At 66.2% G+C, this 26686-nt stretch carries 23 protein-coding genes; 13 read left to right on the forward strand and 10 right to left on the reverse strand.

The features are described 5' to 3' along the window. The 7 genes from msrP to ahcY all read right to left on the reverse strand — a co-directional run. The coding region (gene msrP / locus JDO7802_RS18200; RefSeq protein ID WP_055083071.1) for a protein-methionine-sulfoxide reductase catalytic subunit MsrP at window positions 1–802 on the reverse strand (802 nt) is incomplete at its 3' end. Window positions 803–932: 130 nt separating this feature from the next. Then, window positions 933–2444, reverse strand: coding sequence for an FMN-binding glutamate synthase family protein (locus JDO7802_RS04400; protein ID WP_144430525.1), 1512 nt, complete (start codon window positions 2442–2444; stop codon window positions 933–935). A 154-nt stretch (window positions 2445–2598) separates the two neighbouring features. Next, window positions 2599–5214, reverse strand: a complete 2616-nt coding sequence (clpB, locus tag JDO7802_RS04405; RefSeq protein WP_055083073.1) for an ATP-dependent chaperone ClpB — start codon at window positions 5212–5214, stop codon at window positions 2599–2601. A 174-nt stretch (window positions 5215–5388) separates the two neighbouring features. Continuing rightward, complete coding sequence (locus JDO7802_RS04410) at window positions 5389–5730, reverse strand: DUF2853 family protein (RefSeq protein ID WP_055083075.1); 342 nt, start codon at window positions 5728–5730, stop codon at window positions 5389–5391. Between the two features lie 99 nt (window positions 5731–5829). Then, a complete protein-coding gene (locus JDO7802_RS04415; RefSeq protein ID WP_055083077.1) occupies window positions 5830–6543 on the reverse strand; it encodes an extensin-like domain-containing protein in 714 nt (237 codons plus the stop codon). Window positions 6544–6624: 81 nt separating this feature from the next. Then, the gene (locus JDO7802_RS04420) at window positions 6625–7161 is read right to left on the reverse strand and encodes a PRC-barrel domain-containing protein (protein WP_055083079.1); all 537 of its coding nucleotides are present in this window, start codon (window positions 7159–7161) and stop codon (window positions 6625–6627) included. 184 nt (window positions 7162–7345) lie between these two features. Then, entirely contained in the window at window positions 7346–8731 is a 1386-nt protein-coding gene (gene ahcY, locus JDO7802_RS04425) for an adenosylhomocysteinase (protein WP_055083081.1), read from the reverse strand. A 185-nt stretch (window positions 8732–8916) separates the two neighbouring features. On the opposite strand from ahcY, the gene JDO7802_RS04430 reads away from it, so the two are divergent. From JDO7802_RS04430 to JDO7802_RS04445, 4 genes are all read left to right on the forward strand, one after another. Then, on the forward strand, window positions 8917–9489 hold the full coding sequence (locus JDO7802_RS04430) for a YceI family protein (protein ID WP_055083082.1): 573 nt from the start codon (window positions 8917–8919) through the stop codon (window positions 9487–9489). A gap of 47 nt (window positions 9490–9536) precedes the next feature. Beyond that, complete coding sequence (locus JDO7802_RS04435; protein WP_055083084.1) at window positions 9537–10148, forward strand: HD domain-containing protein; 612 nt, start codon at window positions 9537–9539, stop codon at window positions 10146–10148. A gap of 66 nt (window positions 10149–10214) precedes the next feature. Continuing rightward, window positions 10215–10691, forward strand: a complete 477-nt coding sequence (locus JDO7802_RS04440) for a GNAT family N-acetyltransferase (protein ID WP_055083086.1) — start codon at window positions 10215–10217, stop codon at window positions 10689–10691. A 23-nt stretch (window positions 10692–10714) separates the two neighbouring features. Then, window positions 10715–11113 carry a DUF2177 family protein gene (locus JDO7802_RS04445; RefSeq protein ID WP_055083089.1) on the forward strand — a complete coding sequence of 133 codons (399 nt, stop codon included), beginning with the start codon at window positions 10715–10717 and terminating at the stop codon, window positions 11111–11113. Here JDO7802_RS04445 and JDO7802_RS04450 read toward each other — a convergent pair. Together JDO7802_RS04450 and JDO7802_RS04455 are read right to left on the reverse strand one after the other, a co-directional pair. Then, window positions 11110–11460: a hypothetical protein gene (locus JDO7802_RS04450; protein ID WP_055083091.1), complete on the reverse strand. Its 351-nt coding sequence runs from the start codon at window positions 11458–11460 to the stop codon at window positions 11110–11112. The genes JDO7802_RS04445 and JDO7802_RS04450 overlap by 4 nt on opposite strands. Beyond that, window positions 11457–12008 carry an ActR/PrrA/RegA family redox response regulator transcription factor gene (locus JDO7802_RS04455; protein ID WP_055083093.1) on the reverse strand — a complete coding sequence of 184 codons (552 nt, stop codon included), beginning with the start codon at window positions 12006–12008 and terminating at the stop codon, window positions 11457–11459. The genes JDO7802_RS04450 and JDO7802_RS04455 overlap by 4 nt, the downstream gene beginning before the upstream one ends. Before the next feature lie 81 nt (window positions 12009–12089). Here JDO7802_RS04455 and regB point away from each other — a divergent pair, with 81 nt between their 5' ends. The 9 genes from regB (at window position 12090) to JDO7802_RS04500 (ending at window position 25254) form a co-directional block, all read left to right on the forward strand. Then, a complete protein-coding gene (gene regB, locus JDO7802_RS04460; protein ID WP_055083094.1) occupies window positions 12090–13454 on the forward strand; it encodes a sensor histidine kinase RegB in 1365 nt (454 codons plus the stop codon). A 76-nt stretch (window positions 13455–13530) separates the two neighbouring features. Beyond that, entirely contained in the window at window positions 13531–15117 is a 1587-nt protein-coding gene (locus JDO7802_RS04465) for a PAS domain-containing protein (protein WP_055083096.1), read from the forward strand. Between the two features lie 67 nt (window positions 15118–15184). After that, window positions 15185–15676, forward strand: coding sequence for a tRNA (adenosine(37)-N6)-threonylcarbamoyltransferase complex ATPase subunit type 1 TsaE (gene tsaE / locus JDO7802_RS04470; RefSeq protein WP_055083098.1), 492 nt, complete (start codon window positions 15185–15187; stop codon window positions 15674–15676). Next, complete coding sequence (locus tag JDO7802_RS04475; protein WP_055083100.1) at window positions 15673–16695, forward strand: aminoglycoside phosphotransferase family protein; 1023 nt, start codon at window positions 15673–15675, stop codon at window positions 16693–16695. The genes tsaE and JDO7802_RS04475 overlap by 4 nt, the downstream gene beginning before the upstream one ends. Then, complete coding sequence (locus JDO7802_RS04480) at window positions 16692–17363, forward strand: nucleotidyltransferase family protein (RefSeq protein ID WP_055083102.1); 672 nt, start codon at window positions 16692–16694, stop codon at window positions 17361–17363. Before JDO7802_RS04475 ends, JDO7802_RS04480 begins: the two co-directional genes overlap by 4 nt. Continuing rightward, complete coding sequence (addB, locus tag JDO7802_RS04485; RefSeq protein WP_055083104.1) at window positions 17360–20302, forward strand: double-strand break repair protein AddB; 2943 nt, start codon at window positions 17360–17362, stop codon at window positions 20300–20302. The genes JDO7802_RS04480 and addB overlap by 4 nt, the downstream gene beginning before the upstream one ends. Continuing rightward, window positions 20299–23664: a double-strand break repair helicase AddA gene (addA, locus tag JDO7802_RS04490; RefSeq protein ID WP_055083106.1), complete on the forward strand. Its 3366-nt coding sequence runs from the start codon at window positions 20299–20301 to the stop codon at window positions 23662–23664. Before addB ends, addA begins: the two co-directional genes overlap by 4 nt. A gap of 39 nt (window positions 23665–23703) precedes the next feature. Then, complete coding sequence (gene trxA, locus JDO7802_RS04495) at window positions 23704–24024, forward strand: thioredoxin (protein WP_055083108.1); 321 nt, start codon at window positions 23704–23706, stop codon at window positions 24022–24024. A gap of 165 nt (window positions 24025–24189) precedes the next feature. Then, complete coding sequence (locus tag JDO7802_RS04500) at window positions 24190–25254, forward strand: SDR family oxidoreductase (protein WP_083481027.1); 1065 nt, start codon at window positions 24190–24192, stop codon at window positions 25252–25254. Between the two features lie 84 nt (window positions 25255–25338). Here the strand turns inward: JDO7802_RS04500 and JDO7802_RS04505 are convergent, their stop codons facing one another. Further along, window positions 25339–26682 carry an ammonium transporter gene (locus JDO7802_RS04505; protein ID WP_055083110.1) on the reverse strand — a complete coding sequence of 448 codons (1344 nt, stop codon included), beginning with the start codon at window positions 26680–26682 and terminating at the stop codon, window positions 25339–25341. Between the last annotated feature and the right edge of the window lie 4 nt (window positions 26683–26686).

Consider the following 26686-nt stretch of genomic DNA (forward strand, 5'->3'; position numbering starts at 1 on the left):
CCGCCCCGATCACCCGCTCGCTCGCCTGGCTCCAACGCGGATGATCCACCTCAGGGTTCACGTTGGAGTAGAAGCCGTATTCCTTCGGGGCCGATTCGTTCCACGTCGCGTGCGGTTGATCTTCCACCAGGGAAATTCGCACGATCGATTTGATCGACTTGAAACCGTATTTCCACGGCACGACCAGACGCATCGGGGCACCGTTCTGGTTGGGGATCGGTTTGTCGTACAGGCCCGTCGCCATGATCGTCAGCGGATGCATCGCTTCGTCCAAACGCAGACCCTCTCGGTAGGGCCAATCGAGGATCGGGTAATTCACGGCCTCCATGACATCGGGCAACACCGCGGTTTCGAAGGCGACGAACTTCGCGTCCGGCTTCACGCCCACCTTCGTCAGCAATTTGTTGAGCTCGAACCCGTTCCAAGGGATGACCATCGACCATGCCTCGACGCAGCGGAAACGGTATATCCGCTCCTCCGTCGGGATGTCCCCGATCAGGTCAGTCAGTTGATAGTCGCCCGGGTTGTCGACAAGGCCGTCGACCTTCACGGTCCATGGCTGCGTCTCCATCGCGCCGGCGTTCTTTGCCGGATCGCCCTTGCCCGTTCCGAATTCGTAGAAGTTGTTGTAGCCGGTAATCTGCTCCCAGCTGTGCGGCTCAAGCGCCTCGTCCTGCGCAGCCGCGGGCAACCCCATCGTCCCCGCGATAGACCCCGCCCCGAAGGCAGCAAGCAACTTGCGGCGGTTCATCCAGACACCTTCGGGCGTCACATCGGCGCGGGTCAGGTCAGGTTTGAACATCAAGGCCTCAATTCGTCTTTGACAATGGAACGTCTTGGTCGGCACCAGCCATACGACAATTTAGGACCGACTGCTGTCTAACTTGCACCAAATCACGACAATGTAAGCAACCGGCCCGGTGTTCGGTTCCCTATTCTGCGGCAACAGGTCGCTCATCCTCGGGGCGCGGATGCACCACATGCATCGAAACCGATCGCCCGTCTGCCTGAACCAGCCGCACGTGCCGGCGCCGCATCTGACGCGGCTCGGTCACGCCAACCGAATGAGCGATGATCTCCACTTCTTTGATGATCCCTTCGGCATAGCGCGCGACCTTGCGCCACTTGTCCTCCACCACCAGACCCTTCTGAAACCTCGGATCGTGGGTCGTGATCCCGGTGGGACAGGTGTTCTTGTTGCATTTGAGCGCCTGGATACACCCAAGGCTAAACATGAAACCCCGCGCGGAGGTTACGAAATCAGCACCGGCCGCCAATGCCCACGCGATGTCGCCCGGGTTGACCAGCTTGCCGGATGCCACGATCCGGATCCGATCCTTCAGCCCGGCCGCATCCCGCAGGCCCGACACCATCGGCAGGGATTCCCGGATCGACATGCCGACCAGGTCGATCAGCGGCATCGGGGCCGCCCCGGTCCCGCCCTCACCGCCGTCGATGGTGATGAAATCCGGCGCGCTGGCCTTGCCGCGCTGGGCGATGGCCTCGAAAAGATCGATGAATGGCGCTTCCGCACCGCCCACTGTCTTGATTCCCACCGGCTTGCCGGTGACGTCGCGGATGCGCCCGATAAGATCCAGAAGCTCGTCCGCGTTCGCCGCCTCCGCGTGCCGGTTGGGCGAGATTCCGGCCTCGCCGACCTTCAGGCCGCGGATCTTGGCGATCTCCTTGTTGACCTTCGCGGCCGGCAGAATGCCGCCCTTGCCCGGCTTCGCCCCCTGCGCCAGCTTCAGCTCGAACATGCGGACCTCCGGGTGGGCCGCCACCTCCCGCAGCTTGTCGTCGGACAGGTTGCCGTCTTCATCGCGCACACCAAACTTTGCCGTGCCGATCTGAAAGACGACGTCGCAGCCGCCTTCCAGATGATACGGGCTCAACCCGCCCTCGCCGGTATTCATCCAGATGCCCGCTTCCTTGCATCCCCGGCTCAGCGCTTGAACCGCCGGCTTGGAAATCGCGCCATAGGACATGCCCGAAAGATTGAAGATCGAGGGGGCGACATATGGCATTCGGGTCCCGGCCCCGATGACCAGCGGATCGGTCTTGGCCGCCTGCTGCTCCAACGGCGGAAAGGCGGCGTTCACGAACAGCGGCGTTCCCGGCACATTGATGTTGCGCGTCGACCCGAAGGCGACGGTGTTGCCCCTTCCGTCGGACGCCCGTTTGACCCAGTCGCGCTGCGCCCGGTTGAACGGCAATTCCTCCCGGTCCATCGCAAAGAAATACTGGCGGAAGAACTCGCCCAGCTCGGTGAAAAGATGGCGGAACCGGCCGATCACTGGGTAGTTGCGGCGGATCGCATCTTCGGTCTGCGTCCGGTCAATAACGAAAAGGACCAGCGCAAGCGCCATCGCCGCCCCGATCACGAAGACGAACCCCAGGGCCAGGATCTCGATCACCCAGGCCGTCCATTCCACCATCACCATGACACGCTCCCTCGATCGCCTGCTTCGCATTGTGAGGCGCGGCGACCGAATGGCAAGGGACGGGACCGTTCATCGAAGCCGAAATGACCGCACGTGAACAAATGTGTGAAACGCAAACGGGGCACCCGAAGGTGCCCCGCATATCGCGTCCGCTTCAGTGGACGACGGCGTCCTCGGGCGGCTGCCGGTCCGAAGTTGCAACGCGATTACCGATCAGCAGGCCGTCTGCCCCGGCACTGACCGGAATGACGCTGTCGTCCCCGACCTCGCCGGCCAGCAGCATTTCAGCCAACGGGTTCTGAAGCGCCCGCTGGATCACCCGCTTCAGCGGCCGGGCCCCGAACACCGGGTCATAGCCTTCGTCGGCCAACCAGGACCGCGCCGCGTCGTCCAGTTGAAGCGTGATCTTGCGTCCCGCCAGCCGCGTGGCCAAGCGCGCGATCTGGATGTCCACGATCCCGTCCATATCCTCGCGGGCAAGACGGTCGAAGATGATCGTCTCGTCCAGACGGTTCAGGAACTCGGGCCGGAAATGGGCGCGTACGGCGTCCATCACGTCCCGCTTCGCCTGGCTCGCATCCGCTCCGTCGGGCAATTGGGACAACGCCTGCGCGCCAAGGTTGGAGGTCAGCAGGATCAGCGTCTGCTTGAAGTCCACCGTCCGACCCTGACCGTCGGTCAGCACCCCGTCGTCCAGCACCTGAAGCAGAATGTTGAACACGTCAGAATGGGCTTTCTCGACCTCGTCGAACAACACGACCTGATATGGCCTGCGCCGGACCGCTTCGGTCAGCACACCGCCCTCGTCATAACCGACATAGCCCGGCGGCGCGCCGATCAGGCGGGACACCGCGTGCTTTTCCATGAACTCGCTCATGTCTATCCGCACCATCGCGCCATCGTCGTCGAACAGGAACTCTGCCAAGGCCTTCGTCAGCTCCGTCTTGCCCACGCCGGTCGGCCCGAGCATCAGGAAGCTGCCCAGCGGCCGCGCCTCGTCGTTCAGACCGGCCCGCGCACGCCGCACCGCGTTAGCGACGGCCGTGACCGCCTGACGTTGCCCGATGACGCGCTTGCCCAGCTCGTCCTCCATCCGCAGCAGCTTCTCGCGTTCGCCTTCCAGCATCCGCGACACCGGCACGCCGGTCCACCGCTCGACCACGCTTGCGATCTGCTCGGGGCGCACGGCCTCTTCGACCATCATGTCGTCGTCGCGGCTCTCGGCTTCGGCCAGTGCCTTCTCCAACTCCGGGATCCGCCCGTACTGCAATTCGCCCGCCCTGGCGAAATTGCCGTCGCGCTTGGCGGTGTCCAGCTCCACCCGGGCATGATCCAGCTGCTCCTTGATGTCGCGTGCCGTATCCAGCTTGTCGCGCTCCGACTGCCAGGTCGCCGTCATTTCCGCCGACTGCTGCTGCAGATCGGCCAGCTCACGCTCCAGCGTTTCCAAGCGGTCCTTGGAGGCCTGGTCGTCCTCCAAACGCAGGGCCTCGACCTCGATCTGCTTTTGCAGGATGTCGCGGTCCAGCGCGTCCAACTCCTCGGGCTTGCTGTCCACTTCCATGCGCAGACGCGATGCCGCCTCGTCCATCAGGTCGATGGCTTTGTCGGGCAGGAACCGGTCGGTGATGTAGCGGTTCGACAGCGTCGCCGCGGCCACCAATGCGGAATCGCTGATCCGCACCCCGTGGTGCAGCTCGTACTTTTCCTTGATACCGCGCAAGATGCTGATGGTGTCGCTTACCGTCGGCTCTTCGACGACAAGCGGCTGAAAACGCCGGGCCAGTGCCGCGTCCTTTTCGACGTACTTGCGGTACTCGTCCAACGTTGTCGCACCGATGCAGTGCAGCTCGCCCCGCGCCAGCGCCGGCTTGATCAAGTTCGCCGCATCCATCGCGCCCTCGGATTTACCCGCGCCCACCAACGTATGCATCTCGTCGATGAACAGGATGACCTCGCCCGCCGCCGCCGTCACTTCGGACAGCACGGACTTCAGTCGCTCCTCGAACTCGCCGCGATATTTCGCCCCTGCAATCAGCGCGCCCATGTCCAGCGCCATCAGGCGCTTGTCGCGAAGCGATTCAGGCACGTCGCCGTCCACGATCCGCAGGGCAAGGCCTTCGGCAATGGCGGTCTTTCCGACGCCGGGCTCTCCGATCAGGACCGGATTGTTCTTGGTGCGGCGGCTCAGAACCTGCATCGCGCGCCGAATTTCTTCGTCCCGGCCGATGATCGGGTCGATCTTGCCGTCACGCGCCGCTTCCGTCAGATCGCGGGCATATTTGTTGAGCGCCTCATAGGTGTCCTCGGCGCTGGCGGAATCCGCCGTCCGGCCCTTGCGCACATCGTTGATCGCCGCGTTCAACGCCTGCGCGTTGACAGCACCCGCGTCCAGCGCATCCTTGGCCTTGGATTTCACCATGGCCAGCGCCATCAGAACCCGCTCCACCGGCACGAAACTGTCGCCCGCCTTCTTGGCCACGGCCTCCGCCTCGTCCAGGACGCGGGTCACGTCGCGGCTCAGATAGACCTGGCCCGCATCGCCCGACACCTTGGGCAACTTGGCCACCGAAATGTCGACGGCCTGGCGCACCCGGTCCGGCGCGCCACCGGCGGCGGCAATCAGGTTCGCGGCCATCCCCTGTTCGTCGTCCATGATCGCCTTGAGCAAATGCTCCGGCATCAGCTGCTGATGCCCTTCGCGCGTCGCGATCGTCTGTGCGGCTTGCAGGAAGCCGCGTGCGCGTTCGGTGAATTTCTCCACGTTCATGTCGTCTCTCCTTCAAAAGCATCCGCTGTGAAAACGCCGCCCGAAAAGAGGCACGGCAAGGTCGCGGACCTTGCACCCGAAATGGGAACCGCAGCGCGACATCGCAAGTCGCCCCGCGCACGAAAAAGGGTGCCGTCCGGCGGACGACACCCCGACAATCGATTTCGGAAGGCGTTACTTGTAAACGCTTTCCTTGCCAAAATGCTTGACCAGAAGGTAGTAGAAGACCGCGCGGTACTTCGTCGAATTCGACTTGCCGTAGGTTTCGGTCACGGCCTCGATCCCCTCGTCCAGCTTTGGCCCATCCGAAAGGCCCAGCTTCTTGATGAGGAAGTTGTTCTTCACCGTCTCCATCTCCTTGGGCTGGCTGGTCGCGACGGTGGCGCTGTCGCGGTTATAGATCGACGGACCGCACCCGATCGTCACCTTGCGGATCAGGTCCACATCCGGCTCCAGACCAAGCTTGCCCTTCACTTCGTCGATGTATTTGCCGATCAATTCGTCACGCTTGCTCATCAGATGTCCCTCTCGGTCGCGTATTCGGGCACCCATGTGCGGCCCCGGCGCGATGATTGCCGGGGTCGGTCCGAAAAGAAAGCAAAAGTTAAACGCCCCTCACCGGCACAGGCCCCATCCGCGCGATTGCAGGTGAAAATGATCGGCGTGCAGCGCGTTGTAGTCCGGGCCCAGCACGGTCACGAACCAATCGCAGGCCCCGTCGCGGGCCGCGCGCCAGAACGCCGCCTCCGCCCCATCGCCCGTCCACCCGGAGACCAGTTCCAGCCGCCGCCCGTCGGCCAGCGTCACGCCGCGCACGTCGATCGCCTCGGCGGTCGCATGGGTGCTTAGCCGCGATGTACTTCCGCGGATCGGCCGACAGTTGTAGCTGCTTTGATGGTGCAGGCGCGCAATCGGGCTGCCAAGCGTTTGCGACGCGGGCCGCAGGACATGCCGTTCCCACATCGCGGTGCGCAGGGCGACGGCGCAGGTCGTTTCCACCGGCGAAAGGCCGACGTCCCCGACCGCGCGCAGCGACACCCGGGGGTCGATCCCGCAGGCCCCTTCACCTTCGAGCGGCGGAAGAGAAACATAATCGGCCCCGGTGTCCAGCGCCGCAAGACAGGCGCGATCGGACGACACGGCGCGCCTTAGTTTCACGCCGGTCCACCAGCTTTCGTCGGCGGCCACATCCAGCGGTTTCAACGGATGCCACTGCGTCGGCAGCGGACTGTCCCCAGCCATCAAAAGCCACCACCCGCCCCAGAGAAGACAGCCCAGAAGGGTCAGGCGAACCGCGATGCGGCCAAGAATGCGAAGGCTCTTCGGCATGGCCCCTGCCTGCCGGTCCGCGGCGCGAAAGAAAAGGCCCCGCGCGGACGCAGGGCCATCTCTTCGCGGGGACGCTCAGGATCAGCCGTCGGTCGGCACACCGCCGGCATCGGGGACGGGAATGACTTCCTCCTCCACCGGATCGCCGGCGACCGTCACGTTCAACGGCATGCTTTCCGCCTCGCCGTCGAAGGCATTCATCGCCTCAAGCTCTTCCTGGCTCAGTTCGGGCAGCATCATGCCCTGGTCGGTGACCACGAAATCGGCCAGCGGAACGGCCACGTCATGCTCGCCGATGCCCAGAAAGCCACCCACGCCCACGACGGCCTGCACCTGGTCGCCTTCAATGAACAGGGCCTCGACCTCGCCGACGTTATTGCCGTCTTCGGCCAAGACGTTCTTGCCCACGATATCGCGAACGGCCGTGTCGGCGAAGGCCCCCATTGCGGAGCCACCGCCCCCATCGGTGTTCATGTCAGAGCTTTCGGTCGCCCCCACCTCGGGGGCCTCCGTCTCGACCTCGGGGGTAGCAAGGGGATCGGCCGGCGCAGCATCCTGTGCGACGGCAAAGCCCGCGGTGAGGGCGATGGCGGCAGTGGTCAGAAACAACGTTTTCATCGGTTTTCCTCCGTAGGGTTGTGACGGACAAACCGCAGCCGCAAAGACCTCGTTCCTCGGCGGAAATCCCCCTTCGGCCAGATTTGGCCGAAGGATGAATGCCGGTCCTGCAACGCCCGATGCGCAAAAGAAAAAAGGCTCGGCACCAAAGCGCCGAGCCTCGATCCAGACGTTGGAACAATGGTCAATAGCGGTAGTGTTCGGGCTTGAACGGCCCTTCGACCGTCACCCCGATATAGTCCGCCTGATCCTTCTTGAGCTCGGTCAGCTTCACGCCGATCCGCTCCAGATGCAGGCGCGCGACCTTCTCGTCCAGGTGCTTGGGCAGGATATAGACGCCGGGCTTGTAGTCCTCGCCCTTGGTCCACAGCTCGATCTGCGCCAGCACCTGATTGGTGAACGACGCGGACATCACGAACGACGGGTGCCCGGTCGCGTTGCCAAGGTTCAGAAGACGCCCCTCGGACAGCAGCAGGATGCGATTGCCGGACGGCATCTCGATCATGTCGACCTGTTCCTTGACGGAGGTCCACTTGTGGTTCTTCAGGTTCGCCACCTGGATCTCGTTGTCGAAGTGGCCGATGTTGCCGACGATCGCCATATCCTTCATCTCGCGCATATGCTCGATGCGGATAACGTCCTTGTTGCCCGTGGTCGTGATGAAGATGTCCGCCGTCTCGACCACATCCTCCAGCACCACGACCTCGAACCCGTCCATCGCCGCCTGAAGCGCGCAGATCGGGTCGACCTCCGTCACCTTCACCCGCGCCCCGGCCCCGGCCAGCGACGCCGCGCTGCCCTTGCCCACGTCGCCATAGCCGCAGACGACGGCGACCTTGCCGGCCATCATCACGTCCGTCGCGCGGCGGATGCCGTCGACCAGCGATTCCTTGCAGCCGTATTTGTTGTCGAACTTCGACTTGGTGACGGAATCGTTCACGTTGATCGCCGGGAACGGCAGCAGGTCCTTGCGGAACAGGTCATACAGGCGGTGCACGCCGGTCGTCGTCTCTTCGGACACGCCAACGATGGCCTCACGCGTCTTGGTGAACCAGCCGGGGCTCTCCTCCATGCGCTTCTTGATCTGCACCTTGATCGCCTCTTCTTCTTCCGAGGTGGGCACGGCCAGAATATCCTCGCCGGCTTCGGCCCGCGCACCCAGCAGGATGTAAAGGGTCGCATCCCCGCCATCGTCCAGGATCAGGTTGGCCCCGTCGGCGAACTGGAATGACCGGTCAAGGTAATCCCAATGCTCCGTCAGACTCTGCCCCTTAACCGCAAAGACCGGCACGCCGGACTCCGCGATCACAGCCGCAGCATGGTCCTGGGTGGAGAAGATGTTGCACGACGCCCAGCGCACATCCGCGCCCAGCGCGGTCAGCGTCTCGATCAGGGCGGCGGTCTGAATCGTCATGTGCAGGCTGCCCACAATCCGCGCCCCCGCCAGTGGTTTGGACGTGCCGTATTCCTCGCGCAGGGCCATCAGACCGGGCATTTCCGTCTCGGCGATGTCCAGTTCCTTGCGGCCATAAGCGGCCAGTGCGATGTCTTTCACGACGTAGTCGGTCATCTCTCGCTCTCCTGCGAAATTCGGGTTGGGGCGCACTTATCAGGCGGCCCCAACTGGCACAACAACACCCGACGACACGTCCCCGCGACAAAAGATGCGAACGCCCCCAAACCGAAACGTGACCGCGATACGCTCCAACTGGTGATAGGATCGTCCCACACCGTCATATTCTGGGAGGACCTACGATGCGCGCGATCGCCTTGACGACAACCCTCGCCCTCGTCGCCTTACCCGCCTTCGCCGACTGGACCCTCGACGGCGACAGATCCACGCTCGGCTTCGTAACCACGAAGAACGGTGACGCGTCCGAGGCGCATATGTTCTCGGGCCTGTCCGGGACGGTTACCGATGACGGGGGTGCCGACGTCACGATCCCGCTCGCATCGGTCGAAACCTTTATCGACATCCGCAACGAACGGATGCGCGACATCCTGTTCCGGGTCGCCGATTTTCCCGCCGCGACGATCAGCGCGCAAATCGACATGCAGCTTTTCGGCGCGATGGCGGCAGGCGACCGGATGACACAGGAGATCGAGATCACGGTGGCGGCCAACGGGACGGAGGCGGAGTATTTCGGCGACGTGTCCGTCACGCGGATCAGCGACACGCTCGTCGCCGTCAGCACGGCCCGGCCCTTCATCGTGAATGCCCGCGACCTGGGCTACGAAGACGGCCTTGCCCAGCTGCAGGAAATCGCCAGCCTCGACGCGATTTCGCCCGCGGTGCCCGTGACCTTCGATCTGATCTTCGCGCGCTAGCTCAGCGCGGCCTTGCATCGCGTCTCCGTCCGTCTAGGACGGGGGGTATGGCACGCCGCACTTCTCCGTCCCGCGCCTGGCAGCGGATGCTGTCCGGGCGACGCCTCGATCTGCTCGATCCGACGCCCGTCGATATCGAGATCGAGGATATCGCCCACGGCCTCGCCTTCGTCGCGCGGTGGAACGGACAGACGCGCGGCGACTGGCCTTACTCCGTGGCCGAACATTCGCTTCTGGTTGTCGACATCTTCACCCGCCTCGACCCGCGGGCATCGCCCCGCCACCTGTTATCGGCCCTGCTGCACGACGCGCCCGAATACGTCATCGGCGACATGATTTCCCCAGTGAAGGCCGCGGTCGGGCCGGGCTACGGCGCGCTGGATGACCGGTTGCAGGCGGCGATCAATATCCGGTTCGGCCTGCCCGCACAGACGCCCGCGACCTTGAAGAAGCGTATCAAGCGGGCCGATACATTGTCCGCCTGGCTGGAGGCGACGCAGATCGCCGGGTTCTCCGATGTCGAGGCGGATCGTTTTTTCGGCAAACCCGCGCCAGGCGCGCTCGACGGGGTGTCGATCACCCTTCGTCCGCCCGCAGACGTGCGCGCCGACTTTCTGGCGCGCCACGCCGCGCTGATGCGGGCCGGCGACCCGTCCTAGCACACCAGGCCCTTTGCCCGGACTTCATTCTTGCGCCCCGCCCGCCACGGGCGGTAGCCAGTCGCCATGACCCCCGTGCACATCCGCCGCGCCCGTCCGTTCGATGCCGGGCCCATGGTGCGCCTGCTCAACACGATCGTCGCCGGCACCGCTGTCCTGCCACCCCCCAATCCAATGACCGCGGGTGAATTGCAGGACTGGATGGCGCACGGCGATCTCTGGCATCTGGCCGAACGCGCCGGGCAGGTTCTGGGCTTCCAATGGGTCGAACCGCATCCGCAACTGCCCGACACCACCTGCGACATCGCGACATTCGTCATGCCGGACGGCCAAGGCATGGGGATCGGGTCCAGCCTGTTCGATGCGACCCGGAAGGCGGCGAAATCCGCAGGGTTCACCCATATCCACGCGAAGGTCCGCGCCGCCAACGAAGGCGGTCTGATCTATTACCAGTCGCGCGGGTTCGAGCGTTTGACCCCGCGCGACGACCCCACCTCCGTCCGTCCCCCTGTCCAAAGCGTCACGATGACCTACCGTCTGTGACGCCCAACCTAAGGACGCGCCCCATGCAGATCATCTTCCTTTATGCCGCGACGCTGATCGTCTTCGCCGTCCTGGACGCCATCATGCTCACGAATGTTATGAAGCCGCTGTTCGAGAAACATCTGGGCGACATGATCCGAAGCCCGATCAACTTCGTTCCCGCCGCGGTCTTCTATCTTTTCTACATCGCCGGCATCCTGTACCTCGTGTCCCTGCCCGCGTTGCGCGACGGCAGCGTGGTATCGGCGGCCATCGGCGGCGCGGTTCTGGGCGCGGTGGCCTACGGCACCTACGAATTCACCAGCATGTCGGTCATGCGCGACTGGAGTTGGCAGATGGTCATCACCGACACGACATGGGGGGCCGTCCTGACTGCCACATCGGCCGCCGCCGGCGTCTGGGCGGTGAAGACGTTCGGCTAAACGCAGGTCCGTCCTGCCGTGCCCACGCCATTCGTCCAGCCGACGAATTTTTCACCCTCGAAGATGACGCGCAGGCCCGTCGTCGTGTCGAAAGCATCGCGTCCGGGCGCGGGGCAGTCGACGGGCTGCGGGCTGCGCCCTTCGATGCGCCCCATACTTTGAAGGGCCCCGATCCGATCACGACCGAACCCGATCTCGCGCCCGCCCGACCCCGCAACCATCAATCCGCCGGGCGCGGGCACAAGGCTCAGGCCAGGGATTCCGTCGCCCGACCGGATGTCCGCGCCGCCGGTCGGCTGACAGGCAGCCAACACGACGACGGCAAGCCCGGCCAGGCCCCGCTTCACCGCGGCGACCGCTTGGCCAGGATACGTTGCAGGGTGCGGCGGTGCATATTCAGCCGCCGCGCCGTTTCCGACACGTTGCGGTCGCACAGCTCATAGACGCGCTGAATATGCTCCCACCGCACGCGGTCCGCGGACATCGGGTTCTCGGGCGGCGGCGGCAGGTCGTCGCCCTTGGCCAGAAGGGCCTGCATCACATCATTGGCATCCGCCGGCTTGGACAAGTAATCCGTCGCGCCGATCTTTACCGCCGCCACCGCCGTGGCGATCGCACCGTATCCGGTCAACACGACGATCCGCGCGTCGGGGCGCTTTTCACGCAGCCGTTCGACCACATCCAGACCGTTGCCATCCTCCAGCCGCAGATCGACAACGGCATAGGCCGGTGGGCGCGCCGTGGCCTTGGCGATGCCTTCGGCCACGGACCCGGCCGCCTGCACGTCGAAGCCACGCTTTTCCATCGCGCGCTCCAGACGGCGCAGGAACGGCTCGTCGTCGTCAACCAGCAGCAGCGTCGGGTCTGGCCCGATTTCCAGGGGGGTATCGCTCATCGCGTTTCTCCAATGCCCTTGTTTAAGGGGAGATATGGGTCATTCTCAGACCGGTCAAACGCGGATGGACCAAATAACCCCATGACCTTCGAAAGCACGGACAGCCTTCTGCCCCCCGAAACCGAGGCGCCACGCGTCCGTCTTGGTACCCTGGTGAACCTACGATGGCTTGCCATCCTGGGACAATCCGTCACGGTCCTTTTCGCCAGTTTGTTCCTGGATTTGCGGTTCGAACTGGGATTATGCGCCCTCGTCATCGGGACCGGGGCCGTCGCCAACCTCACGATCGAGGCGTTCCGCCCCGGCAATGCGCGACTGTCCGAACGCTCCGCCATCGCGTTCCTTCTGTTCGATCTGGTGCAGCTGACGGCCATGCTGTTCCTGACCGGCGGGCTGAACAATCCCTTCGCGCTGCTGTTCATGGCCCCCGTCACCATCTCGGCGACGGCGCTGTCGTTGCGCGCGACCATGACGCTGGGGGCGATCGGCATCGCGCTCATCACGATGCTGGCGGGCTATCACCTGCCGCTGCGCCTGTCGGACGGTCAGATCCTTGCCCTGCCGCAGCTGCAACTGGTGGGATTCTGGCTGGCGATCGTGATCGGCATGGTCTTCCTCGCAGGCTTCGCCTTCCGCCTGACGTTGGAGACAGAGCGAATGTCCAATGCCCTGCTTGCGACGCAGACCGTGCTCGCCCGCGAACAAAAGCTGCACGACCTGGGCGGCGTGGTCGCCGCCGCCGCGCACGAATTGGGCACGCCCTTGGCCACGATCAAACTGGTCTCGGCCGAACTGGTGGACGAATTGTCCGACAACGCCGAATTGCGTGCCGACGCCGAGCTCATCCGCTCCCAAGCTGACCGCTGTCGCGACATTCTGCGCTCTATGGGGCGCGCGGGGAAATCCGACCGCCAGATGCGTGCGGTCCCATTGGAGGAGCTGATCCGCGAAGCGGCCGACCCGCATGCCGACCGGGGCATCGTCATCCACAGCAGTTGGAGCGGGTTGGACGGCAGCGCCGACCGGATGCCGACGCTCAACCGCATGCCGGAAGTGATTCACGGGCTGCGCAACCTGATCCAGAATGCGGTGGATTTCGCGCATTCCGAGATCTGGATCGACGGGCGCTGGTCCGATGACACGATCATCCTGCGCATCATCGACGACGGCCCCGGCTATCCGCCCGAGGTTCTGAACCGCCTGGGCGACCCCTTCCTGCGCAGCCGGCGCCGCAAGGGGTACGTCGGAATGGGTCTTGGCCTGTTCATCGCGAAAACCCTGCTGGAGCGGACGGGTGCCACTCTTTCTTTCGCCAATGGATCGACCGTCGGACGGGCCCGCCCCCCGTCGCGCGGCGGGGCCATCGCCGAGGCTGTCTGGGCCCGCGCCGCGCTGGAGGAAAGCGACCGCGCGATCCTTGGGGAAAACGTCCCGATCACGGGATAACGCTGGCGTCCCACCGTCGTTAACGGCCCCTTAACCAAATTGAACCACCCTCTGATCCGCAGAGGGGAGACGAGAGATGCATGACGCCGGGTTGATTCTGATCCCCATCGTGGGCGGGGCCTTCGCGGCCGCGACATCGCTCCTGCTGGTGCTGTGGCTCGCGGGGCGCATGCGGGGCGCGTCGCGCGCGTCGATCACGCCCGACCAGCTTTCGGACCCCCGCACCTTCCGGTTCCGCAACGGATACCTCGTCGATCATTCCGATAACGTCGGTTTTCTGTTGCCCGACCCGGTCGACCGGATGACGGCCTGGTCCGATCTGGCGCGCGGGCTGGACGATCTTCTGCCGGGCGCGAAATCGGCGTTTCGCGCGCTGGGTCTCGATGGCACGCCGTTCCGGCTGGACGGCGCACTCGGGTCCGATCGGATCGTGGCCTTGGGTCGGCACGACGCCGGCGACCTGTGCTTGACGGTCGTGGCGTCCCAAGCGGGGCAGGCGACGGTGCGTATCGATGCCGACAGCCTGGATGCGATCACATCCGAACGCGACGCCCTGATCCGCGCGGACGAAACGTCGCCCGCGCTCAGCTGGACCCTCGATGCGAAGCGCGACATCGTCTGGTGCAACGCGGCCTACCGCGGGCTGATCGAACGCTGCATGGGGCCGGACGCCGCGCGGGGCTGGCCGCTGCGGGTGCTGTTCCCCGATGGGGACGGGGCGCGTGTCGGTCGGTCGCGCCGCAAATGCATCGACGATCTCGGGGAAGAGCATTGGTTCGACGTCACGTTGACCGGTCCGGATGCGAACGGACACCTCCAGGGGCATGCGCTGTCGCTGGACGGCGTCATCAAGGCCGAGACGGCACTGCGCACCTTCATCCAGACCCTCACCAAGAGTTTCGCGGTCCTGCCCACGGGCCTCGCCATCTTCGACCGAAGCGGTCACCTCACCCTGTTCAATCCTGCCCTGATGGACCTGACCGGGCTTGACGGCACACTTCTGTCGCGCCGTCCGCACATCACCGATGTCTTCAATCAGTTGCGGGACAGTCAGAAAATCCCCGAACCGCGCGACTACAAGGCCTGGCTTCAGACCCTGACCGATGCACCGGGCGACCGCGCGCAGCCCCCCCACATCGAGACGTGGACCCTGCCCGGCCGCGGCAGCCTGCGCATGACCGCGCGCCCGCAGGATGACGGCGCGATCACACTGCTGCTGGAGGATGTCTCTGTCGATATCTCGACCGAACGGCGCGCCCGGCAGAACCACGACATGTTCGCCGATGTCCTCGGCCATGTGGACACCGCCGTCATCGCCTTCGATGCCAAGGGGCAGCGCACGGTCGCGACCGATCTGGCACAGGCGATGTGGTTTCACGACGGTCAGGGCATTCCCTTGCCCAAGACCCTGCGCAGCTGCCTTACCCTCTGGGCGTCGATGACCCGGCCGACACCGCTCTGGGGCGAGATCAGGGATCTGGTCCAGGGACCGCTGGACGCGCGCGCTTCCTGGGATGAAAACCTCGTTCTGTCGGACGGGACGGCCATGTGGATCCGCGTCCTGCCGCAGCCAGATGGCGGCCTGGCGCTGGCCCTGCGGTCCGATCGGGACATCGTGCCGGTCGCTCCGGTCCTTGCCGATCCGCCGGCCATGACCGCCTGACATCAACACGGCGCGTCCTGCGGATTGCCCTTGCCGCGATCCCATGGGGCCGGCTAACTGCGCGGGCATGACCGCCCCGATCCTGACCCGCTTCCTCGCCGATCCGACCGCGACCGACGCCCTGGCCCGGGCGATCGCCCCGCTGGTCGGTGCCGGCGACGCGATCCTGCTTCACGGACCGGTCGGCGCGGGCAAGACGGCCTTCGCCCGCGCGCTGATCGGCGCGTTGCAGCGGGCCGCAAACCTCGACCCCGAAGACGTGCCCTCTCCGACCTTCACCTTGGTGCAGACCTATCCCACCGGTCCTTTTGAGACGTGGCACGCCGATCTCTACCGCCTTTCCGGACCCGATGCCGTGGTCGAGCTGGGCCTGGACGAGGCGTTCGGCACCGCGTTGTGCCTGATCGAATGGCCCGACCGGCTGGGCGCGGATCGTCCCGCGCGGGCCATCGACCTGACCCTGACCCCGACGCCGGACGACGGCCGCGATCTGCGGATCGACGGCCCCGACGACATCCTTGCGCGGCTTGCCCCCGCCTTTGCGAAAGCCCCGACATGACCGACCGCCCGGCCCGGATCGACGCCTTTCTGCACGCCGCCGGATGGGGGGACGCGCGCCGTGACCCGCTTGCGGGCGACGCCTCGCTGCGACGCTATATTCGGCTCGACAAGAATGGGGCGCGCGCCATCTTGATGGATGCGCCACCCGACACCGGCGAGGATATCCAGCCTTTCATCGCGATCGCCGACTGGTTGACCGAACGCGGCTTTTCCGCCCCCCAGATCCTGGCCCGCGACCCGGCGCAGGGCTTCCTGCTTCTGGAAGATCTGGGCGACGACCTGCTGGCCGTTCACGCCGCCGCGCACCCGGCCGAGGAGCCCGTCCTCTATGCCGGGGCAGCCCGCATGCTGGCCGCATTGCAGACCCACGCACCACCGGCCCTGCCGTCCTATCCCGCGCAGATGGCTGCCCTGACCACGACCGTCTTCGATTGGTACGCGCCCGCCCACCGCGCCCGAAAGGCGGAGCTTCAGGCGGCGATGCAGCGCGCCATCGACGCCACGCTGACCGGCCCGGCGGTTCTGGTGCACCGCGATTTTCACGCCGAAAACCTGCTCTGGCTGCCCGACCGCGACGGCCCCGCCCGCATCGGCCTGCTGGATTTTCAGGATGCGATGACCGGCCCGGCTGAATACGACCTCGCCTCTCTCATCCACGATCCGCGCCGCGCTGTCTCGCCCGCCGCCGTCCAGGCCGCGACGCAGGCCTTTCTGACGGCCACCGGGGCGGACCCGGATGTCACCCGCGCGCGCATCGCCGTCTGCTCGGTGCAGCGCAGCCTGCGCATCATCGGACGGGTGTTTACCCGCCTATGCCTGCAGTCCGGGCGGACGTCCTACCTGCGCTTCATCCCGCCCACCTGGCAGGCGTTGCAGCGCGAATTGCAGCATCCCGCCCTCGGGGATGTACGCGCGCTGCTCGACGAGTTGCTGCCCGTGCCCGACGCCGAATGGATGGCCCGAACGCAGGCGCAGGCGGGCCGGTTCGCGGGCCGCGATCACGCGGATGCGCCATGATCGCCACCATGGTCTTCGCCGCCGGTCGCGGCACCCGGATGCGCCCGCTGACCGATGATCGCCCCAAGGCGATGGTTCAGGTCGCGGGCCGCCCCCTGATCGACCACGCCCTGCATCAGGTGGCCGGACCTGGCCCGACGGTCGTCAACGCGCACCACTTCGCAGATCTGTTGCAGCGCCACCTGGCCGACAAAACCATCGCGGTAATCCACGAGACGCCGACCCTGCTGGAAACCGGGGGCGGGTTGCGCAATGCCCTGCCGCAGCTGGGCGACGGGCCCGTCCTGACGATGAACGCCGATGCCTGCTGGACCGGCCCGCGCGCGCGCGACACCCTGCTGGCGGCGTGGGATGCCGACGCGATGGACGGCCTCCTCCTGCTCGTGCCGCAGAACCGCGCCATTGGCCAGGCGGGGGGCAACTTCGCGCGCGACGCGCAGGGGCGGCTGACGCGCGATCGGGAAGGGTTGGTTCATACCGGCGCGGGCATCGTCAAGCCTGGCGGTCTGTTGGCAGACCCACGCGACGTTTTCTCGCTTCGGGATCTGTGGTTCGACATGATCGACCGGGGCCGTCTGTTCGGCGTGGTCCATCCCGGCCGATGGGCCGACGTCGGCACGCCGGACGGCATCGCCGCCGCCGAAGCCATGCTGGCGGACGCGACATGATCCAGGGCCTGTTCCGCGAACCCGTCGGCATCGACTTCTCGGCCAGCTTCGCCGCCGGTCTGCGCGCGCGCCTGACGGGCCAGCCCCCCGAAGCGATGGCCCGCGTCACCGTTCTGGTCAACACGACGCGCATGGCACGGCGGATCGAGGCGGCGCTGGTCGCGGACGGCGCGACGTTGCTGCCGCGCATCGGCCTCGTCACCGATCTGGCCCCGCTTCTGCCGCCAGGCGACGCGGCGGTCGCGGATATCGAGCCATTGGCTCTGCGCCTGAAGCTGACGCAACTCGTCGCGCAACTGCTGGAAGCGGCCCCCGACCTTGCCCCCGCCTCCGCCGCCTTCGACCTGGCCAGCAGCCTGACGGTCCTTCTGGCCGAAATGCAGGAGGAGGGGATGGACCCGGCCGCATTGGCCGACATCGACACCGGCGATCTGTCGATGCATTGGCAGAACACGCTGCGATTTCTGACCATCGCGACCGATTGGATGGCGACGGACGGCACATTGACCCCGGCGGGGGCGCAGGCCCTGACCCTCGACCGTCTGCTGGACCATTGGAGGAGTGCCGCGCCGCAGGACCCGATCATCATCGCCGGGTCCACCGCCTCGCGCGCGCCGACCCGTGCGCTCATCCGCGCGACGCTGGATCTGCCGCAGGGGGCCGTCGTCCTGCCCGGGGTCGACACCGACATGCCGGAGTCCGCCTGGGCCGGGCTGACGGACGCGGACGGGCCGGGCCAACAGGACCATCCGCAATACCGACACGCGGCGCTGATGCGGGACCTAGGCCTGACCCGTGACGGGGTCGCCCGCTGGGGCGACGCGGTGCCCGCTGCACCGGGACGCAATGCGCTTGTTTCGCTGGCCCTGCGCCCCGCGCCGGTGACCGACGCCTGGCGGGACGAGGGACCGGCGCTGGACGGCATCGACGCCGCCTGCGCGGGCGTCACCCTTCTGGCGGCCCCGTCGCCGGGGGCCGAAGCCGCCGCCATCGCCACGGGCCTTCGCGCCGCGCTGGAGGCGGGCAGGACCGCTGCGCTGATCACACCGGACCGGACCTTGTCGCGGCAGGTGGCGGCGCATCTGGATCGCTGGGGCATCGTCCCGGACGATTCCGCCGGCAAACCCCTGAACCAAAGCGCGATCGGTCGCCTGCTTCTGCACACCGCCGACATGCGCGGACAGACGGTGGAGGCGGAACCGCTCGCGATCTTGCTGAAACATCCGCTGACGCAGGCAGGCGGCGATCGGCAGACGCATCTGAAACGGGCACGTGCGCTGGAACTCGGCCTGCTGCGCGCCGGTCCCTGCCCCTTTCCGACGCGAGCGGCGATGGACGCCTGGATGGCGAAGAAAGATCCTCCGCAGGGGCCCGACGGGTGGAGCCGATGGCTCGCCGATCTGCTGGATGCGCTGCCCGCGCAGCCTGGCACCGCACCGCTTGTGGCCCATGTCGACACCCATCTGGCCCTGATCGACCGGATCGTCGGCACCGCCGGGGACGGCACCGATCCCGCATGGTCCGATCCGGCGGGCCGGGCCGCGCGGCAGGTTATCGACCGTCTGATGCGCGCCGCACCCGCCCGGGGCGACGTCGACATCTCCGCCCGCGACTATGCCCGCATCCTGTCCGCGCTGCTGCAGGCCGAGGAGGTCCGCGATCCGTATTCGCCCCATCCCGGCGTGATGATCTGGGGCGCATTGGAAGCGCGGGTGCGCACCGCCGATCTGGTCATTCTGGGTGGGCTGAACGACGATGTCTGGCCGGGTCAGCCGACACCGGACCCCTGGCTCAACCGCGCGATGCGCCATGCCGTCGGCCTGCGGCTGCCCGACCGTTCCATCGGACTGTCGGCCCATGATTTTCAGCAGGCGGCGGCCGGACCGGAGATCTGGCTGTCCCGCGCCGCACGTTCCGCCGAAGCCGAGACGGTGCCGTCGCGCTGGCTCAACCGATTGCAGAACCTGCTGGGCGGGATCGGCCAAGGCGGTCAGGATGCGCTGGCGGCGATGAAGGCGCGGGGCGACGGCTGGCTGTCGCTTGCCGCCGCACTCGACGCGCCCGTCGCCAAGCCCGGCCCGGCCCCCCGACCCGCGCCGATCCTGCCACCGGATCTGAAACTCGACCGCCTTTCGGTGACCGGGGTCGAGACGCTGATCCGCGACCCCTACGCCATCTACGCGCGACATTTTCTGCGCCTCGAACCGCTCGATCCGTTGCGTCAGGGGCCCGACGCGCGCGTCCGCGGGTCCGCCGTCCACGACGCGATGGAGCGGTTCAGCCGCGATCTGCCCGACGATCTGCCACCCGACGCCGCAGGGCGCTTGCGCAGCGCGCTGGCCGTGACATTGGAGGAAACGGCCCCCTGGCCCGGGGCGCGCAGGCTGTGGCTGGGGAAGTTCGAGCGGGTCACCGATCAGTTCATCGCCGACGAGATCCAGCGGCGCACCAAGGGCAGGCCGCAACATGCCGAGGCGAAAGGGGAGCTGCGGTTCGACGCGCCACCCTTCACCCTGACGGCGCGGGCCGACCGGATCGACGACCGGGGCGATGCCGTGGCCCTTTACGACTACAAGACCGGGACGCCGCCCTCCGGCCCGGCACAACTCTATTATGCCAAACAACTTCTGTTGATGGCCGTCATGGTCGAGGCCGGGGCCTTTGCGCAGGTTTCGCAGCGCAACGTGGCCGAGGTGGCCTATATTCAGGTCGGCACTCAGACACAGGAAGTGGCCCCCAAGGATTTCGACGCCGAACTGGTGGCCAAGACGCGGGCGGATCTTCTGACCCTGATCGAAGGATACCAATCCGGCACGCCCTTCATCGCCCGCCTTGCCCCCGATTTCCTCAGCTTCACCAGCGCCTATGATCAATTGTCGCGCTTTGGCGAATGGGACGACACGAATGCCGCGCGCCCGATCCACGTGGGCCAGCCATGAGTGACTTTCGCCCCGACGCCGCGACCCTTGCGCAGATCGACGCCGCCGATCCCGCAGGCTCCGTCTGGCTGGCCGCGAATGCCGGGTCGGGCAAGACGCGGGTTCTGACCGACCGCGTCGCCTGGCTGCTGCTGGATGGGACCGCGCCGGAAAAGATCCTGTGCCTGACCTTCACCAAGGCCGCCGCCGGCGAAATGCAGAACCGCCTGTTCGGGACGCTGGGCGAATGGGCGATGCTGTCCGACGATGCCCTGCGCGCCAAGATCACGCGGCTGGGGGCCGGGCGCGGCACGATCCGGACGGATCAGCTGATGCGCGCCCGCACGCTGTTCGCGCGCGCGATCGAGGCGCCGGGCGGCCTGAAGATCCAGACGATCCACGCCTTCTGCGCCTCCCTTCTGCGACGGTTTCCGCTGGAGGCGGGGGTGTCGCCGGCCTTTTCGGAAATGGACGACACGGCCAAGGCCCGGCTGCACGCCGAAGTCCTCGACGATATGGCCGTCGACCCGGTGTTGCGCCCGCTGCTGGACCGGATCGCCCGCCGCCTGACCGACGGGGAGCCGTCGCAGTTCCTGTCCGCCGTGGCCGCCAATCGCGGCGGGTTCCGCAAGACGCAGACGCGAGAGGATCTGCGCGTCGCCCTGGGGATCGAGGATAAAAGCCCCGACGCCGTGCACGACGCCGCTGTCACGGCGGATGACCTGACGCTGATCGACACGGTACGCGCCGCGACCCGCGTCGAGACGGGCGTGACGATGGTCAGACTGACCCGTCTTATGGACGAGGCTTATACCGCCGATCCGGTCACCAGGTTCGACCTTCTGTGCCGGGCTTTCCTGACCCAGAAGCACGAGCCGGTGAAAAAGCCGGTCAGCAAGGCCGCAGGCGACATCCTCGGGGAGGATGCGGTGGCTGAGATCGTCGATCTGGCCGACCGCATCGCCGATGCCCGCGCCCGCATCGCGGCCTTCGACGCCCTGGCCCAGACCGAGGCGCTCCACGCCTTCGGACCGGCGTTCGCGGCCCAGGTGGAGGCGCGCAAGCAGGCGCGCGGATGGCTCGACTTCGACGATCAGATCGATGGCGCGCGACGCCTTCTGTCGACGTCCGACATGGCGCAATGGGTTCTGTTCAAGCTCGACGGCGGGCTGGATCACATCCTGGTGGACGAGGCGCAGGACACGTCGCCCGCGCAATGGGACGTGATCGAACGGCTGACGCAGGAATTCGACGCTGGGGCCAGCGCCCGGTCGGACGTGCGACGCACCGTTTTCATCGTGGGCGACCGCAAGCAATCGATCTACGGCTTTCAGGGGGCCGACCTTGCCGCCTTCGATGCCAAGCGGGATGTCTTCGTCGAAAGGCTTGCGGGGAGCGACGCGCCGATGCGCGACCACGCCCTGCTTCACTCCTTCCGGTCGTCGCCCGTGATCCTGGAGCTTGTGGACGAAGTGTTCCGCGACGGCGGTGGCATCGGTGCCCCGCCCCGGCACATCGCTCACAAGACCAACATGCCCGGACGCGTCGACCTTTGGCCCGCGATCCCGGCGCAGGAGGCCGATCTGACGGATCGGGTCTGGTACGATCCGGTCGATCGTCCTGCTGCCAACGACGCCAATGTCGTCCTGGCCCGAAGGGTCGCGCAGGCCATTAAGGCCATGATCCAGGACGGAACGCCCGTCGGGCCCGCCGACGCCCGCCGCCCCGTCAAAGCCGGTGATATCCTGATCCTGCTGCAGCGACGCGGCGCGCTGTTCCATCACGTCGTGCGCGAATGCAAGGCCGTCGGCCTGGACCTTGCCGGGGCGGACCGGCTCAAACTGTCGACGGACATGGCGGCGAAAGATCTGATCGCCGCGCTGACCTGGGCCGCGACGCCGGACGACGACCTGTCGCTTGCGACGGTCCTGCGCTCACCCCTGGGTCGCACGGACGAGGCGGGGCTGTTCGGTCTGGCCCACGGGCGCAGGAAAAACCAACGGCTCTGGGATGTTCTGCGCGACGCCGAGAGTGACCCGGACACGACCGCGATGCTGGCCGATCTGCTGCGCATCGCCGACATCCTACGCCCTTATGAAGTGTTGCAGCGCATCCTGATCCGCCACGATGGCCGCCGCCGCCTGTTGGAGCGATTGGGCGCTGAATCAGGCGAGGCGATCGACGCGCTGCTGGCGCAGGCGCTGGCCTATGAACAATTGGAAACGCCCAGTCTGACGGGTTTTCTGGGCTGGCTCGCCTCGGCGGACGTGGATTTGAAGCGGCAGGCCGGGGCCGGGTCGATCCGGGTGATGTCCGTCCACGGGGCCAAGGGATTGGAGGCACCCGTGGTGATCCTGCCGGAAACTATCAAGCTGAAGCCGCGCAGCATCGCTACCATTCAACGGCTCGACGATGGCACGCCCGTCTGGCTGCCTGCGACTGAGAAGCGCTCGCCCGCGATGATCGACTTGGTGGAAAATCGCAATGAGGCCGACATCGCCGAGCGGGATCGTTTGCTTTACGTGGCGATAACGCGGGCCGAGAATTGGCTCATCGTTGCCGCAGCAGAGCCCAAGCGCAAAGAGACAGGCGAGAGCTGGCATGATCTTATCACGGCCGCAATGACGGCCCGCGGGGCGCAGTTTCTAAACACGGCCACCGGCGAAATCCTGCGTCTGGAAACCGGCGATTGGACGCCGCTGGGCAAAGTCCGGGGGCCGGTGTCGACGGATGGCCCGGCATCTGCCGACTGGCTGCACGCCCGCGTTGCACCGCCGACCAAGGGTGCCACGCGGATCGCGCCGTCCGGCCTGCCGGGGGCCAAGGCCCTGCCCGGAGAGACGGGTCTGGACGGGGGGGATGCGATGCGGCGCGGCACGGCGATCCACGCGCTGCTGGAGCATCTGCCCCTCCTGCCCCGCGCCCAATGGGACAGCCGCGCGGCCGCGATGCTGGCGGCGGACACCGACTTGCGCGACCTCGCCGTCGCGCCGCTTCTGGCTGAGGCGGTGTCCGTGTTGGACACCCCGGACTTGGCCCATGTCTTCGCGCCCGGAACCTTGGCCGAAGTGCCCTTTGCCCTGCCCGAAAGCGACACGCACCCCGCGATGTTCGGCACCATGGACCGTGTAATCGTCGCCCCGGACAGGATTACCGTCGTCGATCTGAAGTCGAATGCCATCGTGCCACAGACACCGGCGGACACGCCCGTAGGCATTCTGCGCCAGATGGCGGCCTACCGCTTGGCCGCACAGGCCATCTGGCCCGATCGCGCGATTTCGATTCAGATCCTTTGGACAAAGGGGCCAACGCTCATGGAAATGCCGCATACCCTGGCTACGGACCTCGGGCCGGGCATTGACCGCGTAGATCCGCCTGCCTAGCTACCGAACCAACGCGCACAGAAAATTCAGGAGAGTTCCATGGCCACCGTGTCCGCCACCGACGCAACGTTCGACGAAATCGTCAAGCAATCCGACGTCCCCGTAATCGTCGACTTCTGGGCCGAATGGTGCGGTCCCTGCAAGCAGATAGGCCCCGCCCTGGAAGAGCTTTCGGCGGAATACGAAGGCCGCATCAAGATCGTGAAGGTCAACGTCGACGAAAATCCGTCGAGCCCGGCCGCCATGGGCGTCCGCGGCATTCCCGCGCTGTTCATGTTCAAGGGCGGCGAAGCCGTGGATCAGAAGATCGGCGCAGCCCCCAAGGCCGCCCTGAAAGACTGGATCGACGGCGCCGTCTGACGCCGCACCGACATCCTGCCAAACGACGACATGCCCCCCGGATGCCTTTGCGCGTCCGGGGGGTTCGCGTCTGCCCGACGGCCCGTGCGGGAACCGCGACGGGGAGGGTTTGCGTTGAGGGTGCAACGGGGTCAGCGCCCCATCCGCCACCCGAAAGGAAAATCCATGTCCCGCAAGCTACACTCGCCCGTCGCCGTCATCGCCGGAGGCTCTGCCGGGGTCGGGCGCGCTACGCTGGATGCGATACTGGATCGCGGCTGGCGCGTGGCCGTCTTGGCGCGCGGACAGGACCGCCTGACCGAAATCTCGGACGCCTTCGGCGACCGCGTCTGGACCCGGTCGGTCGACGTGTCCGACGGCGCGGCGATGGACCGCGCGGCCGACGCCATCGTGGAGGAATTCGGACGACCCGAAATCTGGGTCAATTCGGCCATGCTCACCAGCTTTTCGCCTTTCGACGACGTCGACGAAGCAGAGTTCCGGCGCATCACCGACACGACCTATCTGGGCACGGTGAACGGCTGCCGCGCGGCGCTGGCCGTGATGCGGCGCGGTAACATCGTCAACGTCGGGTCGGGCCTGGCCTATACGTCGGTGCCCAACCAGGCGGCGTATTGCGGGGCGAAACACGCGATCGAGGGCTTCACACAGGCCCTGCGGATCGAGATTGCCCGCGCCAAACGCCCCGTGACGCTGTCGATGGTGCAGCTTCCGGCGATCAACACGCCGCAATTCGACTGGGCGCGCAACCGGATGGAAACGCATCCGCAGCCCGCGCCGCCGATCTTCCAGCCCGAGGTGGCGGCCCGCGCCGTCCTGCAGGCCATCGACACCGATGCGCGCGAAATCCTTGTCGGTCGGTCCGTCCTCAAGCTGATGGCAGGCAATATGCTGTTCCCGGAGGTCGTCGAACGCCAACTGACGCAGATGGGCGTCGAGGCGCAGAAGGCCGAAGGGATGGATCCCGATGCCCGCGACAACCTGCAAAGCCCCGCCGATTATCCGTCGCGCGCGCATGGCAGCTTCGATGCACGGGCCGAAGACGACGGGATCATCGTGGACGGGGATTTCGCGCGTAAGGCGGCGCTTTTCGGGGGGGCGGCGGCGTTGCTGACTGTCGGTATCCTGCTGGGCCGGACCAGCCGAGCATCGATGCCGCGCCTTGGATCCGACGGCGACGACGATACGGCGGTGCCCTACTACGTCCGTCCGACCGAATATCGCAGCTAGGGCGCGCCGGTCGCAGGGTGGCAATAAAAGAACTCCCGGCCGCATCCACGGCCGGGGGTTTTTTCACGCGGGCTGGAGGGAAGATCAGCCGCGCGAGAACTCGGGGTAGGCTTCCATGCCCAACTCGGTCATGTCGAGGCCGGTGATCTCGGCTTCTTCGGACACCCGGATGCCACCGGCCGCCTTGAGGATGAACCACACGATCAGCGAGACGATGAAGGTGAAGGCACCGATCGAGACGAACCCCAGCAATTGCGTTCCGAAGCTGGTGTCGGGCGCATAGACCGGAACGATGATCGTGCCCCAGAAACCGGCGATCAGATGGACCGGGATAGCCCCGACCACATCGTCGATCTTCAACTTATCGAGCATCGGGACGGCGAAGACCACGATCACACCGCCGACCGCACCGATCCACAGCGCACCGAACAGCGTCGGCTCCAGCGGCGAAGCGGTGATGGAGACCAGACCGGCCAGCGCACCGTTGAGCACCATCGTCAGATCGACCTTCTTGTAGAGGATCTGCGTCAGGATCAGGGCGGCGACGGCACCGGCCGAGGCGGCCATGTTGGTGTTGGCAAAGATGCGGCCCACGTCGGTGATGTCACCCACCGTGCCCGCGGCCAATTGCGACCCGCCGTTGAAGCCGAACCAGCCCAGCCACAGGATGAACGTACCCAGCGTGGCAAGCGCCAGGTTGGAGCCGGGCATCGGAATGACCTTGCCGTCCTTGGCGTATTTGCCGATCCGGGGGCCCAGCACGATGGCACCGGCCAGGGCCGCGAAACCGCCCGCAGCATGCACCAGGGTCGAGCCTGCGAAGTCATAAAAGCCCGCTTCAGACAACCAGCCGCCGCCCCACTGCCAGGACGCTTCGATCGGGTAGATGAAGCCCGTCAGCACGACCACGAAGATCAGGAACGGCCAGAGCTTGATCCGCTCGGCCAAGGTGCCCGAGACGATCGACGCAGTCGTGGCACAGAACATCAACTGAAAGAAGAAGTCGGATGCGACCGAGGCATAGTCGAGCGACGCATCGGCGGCGGCCAGGCCCACAGGCTCCAACGCGGTGATGGCGAAGAACGGCCCGAGATAGCCTTCCATCATCCATTCGGCCGGATACATCAGGTTGAAGCCGACCAGCCAGTACATGATGCCCGCGATGGAGAAGAGAGCAATGTTCTTGGTCAGCTGCGTCGTCACGTTCTTGGACCGGACGAGGCCGGCTTCCAGCATGGCGAAGCCGGCAGCCATCCAGAACACGAGAAAGCCGCCCACGAGGAACAGCAGGGTCGTCATCAGGTAGGGCCCGATTTCGTCAAATGTCGGCGCGGGCGCGGCGGCGTCCTGCGCGAGGCCCATCTGCGGCAGCGCGACGGCGAGAGTCGCCAGCGCGCCCGTCAGGCCGAGGGAGGTACGGAGTTTCATGTGG

It is taken from the genome of Jannaschia donghaensis, from assembly GCF_001403795.1.
GTDB lineage: Bacteria > Pseudomonadota > Alphaproteobacteria > Rhodobacterales > Rhodobacteraceae > Jannaschia > Jannaschia donghaensis.